The sequence below is a fragment of the Streptomyces sp. NPDC058678 genome (assembly GCF_042714835.1).
GTDB lineage: Bacteria > Actinomycetota > Actinomycetes > Streptomycetales > Streptomycetaceae > Streptomyces.
The window spans coordinates 54,840-59,719 of the sequence record NZ_JBHXSG010000008.1 but is presented as its reverse complement, the minus strand read 5'-3'; the positions used below and the strand labels follow the sequence as shown (position 1 = coordinate 59,719).

Here is a 4,880-nt window from a genome sequence, read left to right as displayed (position 1 = left end):
GGTTCACGCGTGAGCCGATCATCCAGGCCTGACTGTCCCCGCCAGGTAGGGGGGGGGGGGCCCCCCCCCCGCCCCCCCCCACGTCCCACGTCAACTCAGCGTGACCTGCCGGTTGGTCAGTCCGCCGCGCGCGCGGCGCTCGTCCGCGGTCAGCGGTGCGTCCGTGGCCAGCGCGTCGGCAAGGCGCTCGGCGAACTCGGCGGCCGGCTTCTCGATGTCCTCCGCGGTGACCGCGCTCGGCAGGTCCCAGACGGGCACGGTGAGCCCGTGAGCGCGGAAGGACCCCACGAGACGGGTGCCCTCCCCAAGGCTCGACCGGCCCGCCGCGTGCAGCCGCGCGAGGGCGTCCAGAAGCTGCTCCTCCGGGTACGGCATCACCCAGCGCAGGTGGTTCTTGTCCGGCGTCTCGCACCAGTAGGCGGCATCCACACCGGTCAGCCGCACGGTCGGGATGGCCGCGGCGTTGGCCCGCTCCAGGGAGGCGGTCACCTCCGGCGTGGCGTTCTCCGCGTCCGGGACCCAGAATTCGAAGCCCGGGTGCACAACTGGCTCGAACGCGCCTTCGGGGTCGAGGAGTTCCTGCAGTCGCGGACCGTCCGCCGGGGCGCGGCGGGACTGGACCGGCGTGCCCGGGTCCGCGGTGAGCGCACGCTGGAGGGTGTCGGCGAGGTCGCGGCTGATGTCGCCCGACGCCGTGTCGTTCTGCAGGCCGAGCAGGACCGAGCCGTCGTCGCGGCGCAGCGCCGGCCAGGCCATGGGCAGGACCGTGGCCAGCGTGACCGACGGGACGCCCTCGGGGAGGCCGCCCTTCAGTGTCAGCCCGACCGTGGCGGCCGGCACCAGTTCACGCAGTGCCACCCAGTCGCACTCGCCGGACAGCCCCTCGAACGGGCGCTGCACCAGCTCGGTCACGGCATGCTGGGCGGCCCGCCCGTGGCAGGCCTTGTATCGGCGGCCGCTGCCACAGGGGCAGGGCTCACGGGCACCGACGACCGGGACCTCACCGTCGCTGATCTGCGGCCGCTTGGCCTTCGTCTGGGGTCGCTTCTTGGCCATCGTGGGTGTCTCCCGGTTACGGCTCGTCTCGTACTGGCGCGAGCCTAGCCGTTTGCGTCATCAACGACCGGTGCCTGTGGACAACGCGGCCCACGTGCCGCCCCGTGGAGAACGTGCCGGACCCCGCGGGACCGGCGGTTTTCAGTCCAGGTCGTCGAAGGCGTCCGCGAAGTTCAGCTCGGCCATCTCGGGTATCGCCGAGACCGACGGTGCTCCGGAGGACTCGGCGGTCCCTCCTGCTCGAGCGAAGTCGAGAGCGGGAGAGCGGGGGGCGAAGTCGTCCCGGCGGTGTCCGGCGTCCGGATCGTGCACGTCACTGTGGACGACGACCCACACGGTGATCTCGCCACGGGTGTCGTCCCGTACGCCCCAGTCGTCGGCCAGCGCGGTGATGATGTTGAGCCCGCGGCCGCCGTGCGCGGTGACCGAGGGCGTGGCCGGAGCCGGGCGGGTGGGCCCGCCACCGTCCGTCACCTCGACCGTGAGTCTGCCGCCCGCGTCCACCCGCCATGCGGCCCGGACGTCGCCGTCGCCGGCCAGGGCCAGCGGCCGGCCGTGCTTGCACGCGTTGCTCAAGAGTTCGGAAAGAATCAGCACGGCGTCGTCGATGACCGTTTCCGACACACCGCCCCTGCGCAACTGGATGCGCATACGGTGTCTTGCCTTGCCCACGCCCGCAGGGCCATGGGGTACGGCCATGCTCGACGACGTGGGCACTTCCTGTGCCACCACCAACGCCACCCCCGAGACCTCCTTTGCCCCACGCCACGGTGTGGATGCCCCATTGGCCTGTACCGGAAACCGGCCGACGCACGTCCGGCGACGCATTCGCAACGCTCGAACACGGAACGAACGCGCCGGAGCACTCCCTGTAGCCGCCTGGCTGGATTTCGACGGTGTGGCCGGGATCGGAGGATGGGGCCGGTGGGGCTGTCGGGTCAAGAGTCGTGCGTCACACGTGGGTCGGGAGTCGTGTGTCACACGTGGGTCGGGAGTCGTGCGTCACACGCGCGTGCGTCAGCGGCCGAGCCGGCCCAGCACCGCGCGCGGGCGGTTGGTGATGATGGCGTCGACGCCCAGGCCGACACAGAGATCGACGTCCTCGGGTTCGTTCACCGTCCACACGTGCACCTGGTGGCCGGCTCGTTTCAGACGCTCGATGTATGCCGGGTGATTGCGCACGATCCGCATCGAGGGACCCGCGATCCGCACGCCCACCGGCAGCCTGCCGTCCCGCAGCCGGGGCGAGACGAACTGCATCAGATAGACCGTCGGCAGCGTCGGTGAGGCGGCCCGCACCCGGTGCAGTGAGCGCGCCGAGAAGCTCATGACCCGCACCGGCGACTCGGCCGCGGACGCCGGGGCGTCCAGCCCGAACCGCTTCAGCAGTTCCAGGAGCCGCTCCTCGACCTGCCCCGCCCACCGCGTGGGGTGCTTGGTCTCGATCGCCAGCTCCACCCGGCGCCCCGCGTCCGCGACGAGCTCCAGGAGCCGCTCCAGGGTGAGCACGGAGGTGTCCTCGCGGTCCTCGGGGCGGAACTCCCAGTCGGGCTCCTCGTCGCGCGTGCGCCAGAAGTCCCGGGTCTTGCGCGAGCCGAAGTCCAGGGTGGCGAGATCGGCGAGCTCCAGAGCGGAGACCGCTCCGCGTCCGTTGGACGTACGGTTGACGCGACGGTCGTGGACGCAGACGAGATGGCCGTCCGCGGTCAGCCGTACATCGCATTCGAGGGCGTCGGCGCCGTCCTCGATCGCCTTCCTGTACGCGGCCAGCGTGTGCTCGGGGGCCTCCTCGGAGGCTCCGCGGTGGGCGACGACCTGAATCCGGTGCTGTCGTACATGGGTCACCGCGTCATGGTGCCACCGCAGGGGGGTACGCGTGCGAACGGAGGCCCTGGGATTGCGCCCTGTATGTCCTGCATGGCCTATATAAAGAATGGCCGCAGACCCACAGGCACCGCTTATGGTGCTCTGACGGCCTGTGGGAAAAGCTGACGGCATACAAAAACACCTGCACGAACACATGCACAGCTGCATCGCGCCGGACCGTCGACCAACGCGAAGCGTGTAGCGCGTGACCCCAGTGCGACCGACAACAACAGCCGTGGACCGAGGAGAGAAGCTGTGAGCACCGAGAACGAGGGCACCGCGGTACCCCCCGCCCCGTCCGCACCCCCCGTGCCGGTGGATGCTCCCGCTGCTCCGGCGCACCAGGAGCCCGCCGCTCCCGACGCAGGCGCCCGGACGACTCCGCTTCCGCCGACGTCGCAGGGCGCCTCCGGTGCCCAGGAGCAGCTGGTGCACGCGGGCCAGGCCCCCGCCTACGCCGCGGCCGGACACGGCGGCACTCCGCAGGAAGGCTCCGCACCGCAGGGTGCCTGGCCGCCCCCGCCGCCCCCCGCCACCCCGTCGTACGCCGATGCCGGTTCCGGCGGCTCCCCGTACTCGGACGGTGGCGCAGGCGGCGGCTCCGGCGGCGCGGGAGCCGCCTGGGGCGCCGCCTACCAGCAGCCCGCGCCGAAGCCCCGCAGCGGGCGCGGCGGCCTCGTCGCCGCCGTCCTGGTGGCCGCGCTGGTCGCGGGCGGCCTGGGCGGCGGTCTCGGCTACACCCTGGCCAAGAACGACGACAGCAGCTCCTCCACCACCGTCTCCGCCTCCGACAGCGGCGGCTCCGTCAAGCGCGACCCCGGCACGGTCGCCGGCGTCGCCGCCAAGGCGCTGCCCAGCACCGTGACCATCCAGGCCGAGTCCACCAGCGGCGAGGGCGGCACCGGCACCGGTTTCGTCTTCGACACCGAGGGCCACATCGTCACCAACAACCACGTGGTGGCCGACGCGGTCGACGGCGGCAAGCTCACGGCGACCTTCCCGAGCGGCAAGAAGTACGACGCGGAGGTCGTGGGCCACGCGCAGGGCTACGACGTGGCGGTCATCAAGCTCAAGAACGCCCCCTCCGACCTCAAGCCGCTCACCCTCGGCGACTCGGAAAAGGTCGCGGTCGGGGACTCGACGATCGCGATCGGCGCCCCCTTCGGCCTCTCCAACACGGTCACGACGGGCATCATCAGCGCGAAGAACCGCCCGGTCGCCTCCAGCGACGGCACCGGCAGCAACGCGTCCTACATGAGCGCCCTGCAGACCGACGCGTCGATCAACCCCGGCAACTCCGGAGGCCCGCTCCTCGACGCACAGGGCAACGTCATCGGCATCAACTCCGCGATCCAGTCCAGCAGCGGCGGCGGCCTCGGCGGCACCAGCCAGTCCGGCTCGATCGGCCTCGGCTTCGCCATCCCGATCAACCAGGCCAAGTACGTCGCCCAGCAGCTGATCAAGACCGGTAAGCCCGTCTACGCCAAGATCGGCGCGTCCGTCTCCCTGGAGGACGGCACCGGCGGCGCCCAGATCACCGAACAGGGCGCCAGCGGCTCCGACCCGGTCGAGGCGGGCGGCCCCGCCGCCAAGGCCGGCCTCAAGCCCGGCGACGTCATCACCAAGCTCGACGACCGGGTGATCGACTCCGGCCCCACCCTCATCGGCGAGATCTGGACCCACCAGCCCGGTGACAAGGTCACCGTCACCTACGAACGCGGCGGCAAGACCCACACGGTCGAACTCACCCTCGGCTCCCGCACCGGCGACAGCTGACCCACACCGCCCCACGCCGAAGGCCACGCGGAGGTGTGTCGCGGCCTCTACGGCGAGTGGGGCCGGAGTCGCCGAGACGCGTCAGCGAGAGAGGCGGGGTGGCGGGAGGACTGGGTGACGGGGGAGCGCCCACTGTGGTTTGGTCAGTAAGTAAACAAACTAAGAAACAAAAAGATAATAGT

Annotated in this window: 4 protein-coding genes; 1 reads left to right on the top strand and 3 read right to left on the bottom strand. The window is 71.3% G+C overall.

Features of this window, described 5'->3' with window-relative positions:
- Positions 1-90: 90 nt before the first annotated feature.
- The 3 genes from ACFWWR_RS10540 to ACFWWR_RS10530 form a co-directional block, all read right to left on the bottom strand.
- The gene (locus tag ACFWWR_RS10540) at positions 91-1,056 is read right to left on the bottom strand and encodes a DUF5926 family protein (protein WP_383862486.1); all 966 of its coding nucleotides are present in this window, start codon (positions 1,054-1,056) and stop codon (positions 91-93) included.
- A 141-nt stretch (positions 1,057-1,197) separates the two neighbouring features.
- Complete coding sequence (locus ACFWWR_RS10535; protein WP_384302828.1) at positions 1,198-1,884, bottom strand: ATP-binding protein; 687 nt, start codon at positions 1,882-1,884, stop codon at positions 1,198-1,200.
- A 189-nt stretch (positions 1,885-2,073) separates the two neighbouring features.
- Positions 2,074-2,901, bottom strand: a complete 828-nt coding sequence (locus tag ACFWWR_RS10530; RefSeq protein WP_383862492.1) for a glycerophosphodiester phosphodiesterase — start codon at positions 2,899-2,901, stop codon at positions 2,074-2,076.
- 276 nt (positions 2,902-3,177) lie between these two features.
- Here ACFWWR_RS10530 and ACFWWR_RS10525 point away from each other — a divergent pair, with 276 nt between their 5' ends.
- Positions 3,178-4,698, top strand: coding sequence for a S1C family serine protease (locus tag ACFWWR_RS10525; RefSeq protein ID WP_384302826.1), 1,521 nt, complete (start codon positions 3,178-3,180; stop codon positions 4,696-4,698).
- The last annotated feature ends 182 nt before the right edge of the window (positions 4,699-4,880 follow it).

Bases quoted from the DNA above. Each gene is read 5' to 3' on its own strand.
- ACFWWR_RS10540 (WP_383862486.1), bottom strand. From the start codon at position 1,056: ATGGCCAAGAAGCGACCCCAGACGAAGGCCAAGCGGCCGCAGATCAGC.
- ACFWWR_RS10535 (WP_384302828.1), bottom strand. From the start codon at position 1,884: ATGCGTCGCCGGACGTGCGTCGGCCGGTTTCCGGTACAGGCCAATGGG.